A 211-nucleotide genomic window follows, 5' to 3' on the forward strand; every position below is an offset into this window, starting at 1 on the left:
AAGCTATCCAAAGCTCAAGGTTCGCGATGCTGCCCTGGGCATCCAGAGCAAATCCTGCCGCACAAGAAAGTGCCGCACTGATCACTAGCAGTGTTCCCAATTTGCTGCGCAGCATGGCTTTTGTCTGTACTTCTCTATCAATGATTGCTCGATGGCGGCAATGCAGGCTTGGTATCCGAGCCTTCATGGACCCCATACCTGGATCACCTCG

1 protein-coding gene is annotated in these 211 nt (G+C 53.1%); it reads right to left on the reverse strand.

The window, feature by feature from the left end; all coding sequences use genetic code 11:
• The coding region (locus AAIL66_RS24395) for a hypothetical protein (RefSeq protein ID WP_343497974.1) at nt 1–187 on the reverse strand (187 nt) is incomplete at its 3' end.
• Nucleotides 188–211: the final 24 nt, after the last annotated feature.

It is taken from the genome of Comamonas sp. F1-6 (assembly GCF_039581415.1).
Lineage (GTDB): Bacteria > Pseudomonadota > Gammaproteobacteria > Burkholderiales > Burkholderiaceae_C > Comamonas > Comamonas thiooxydans.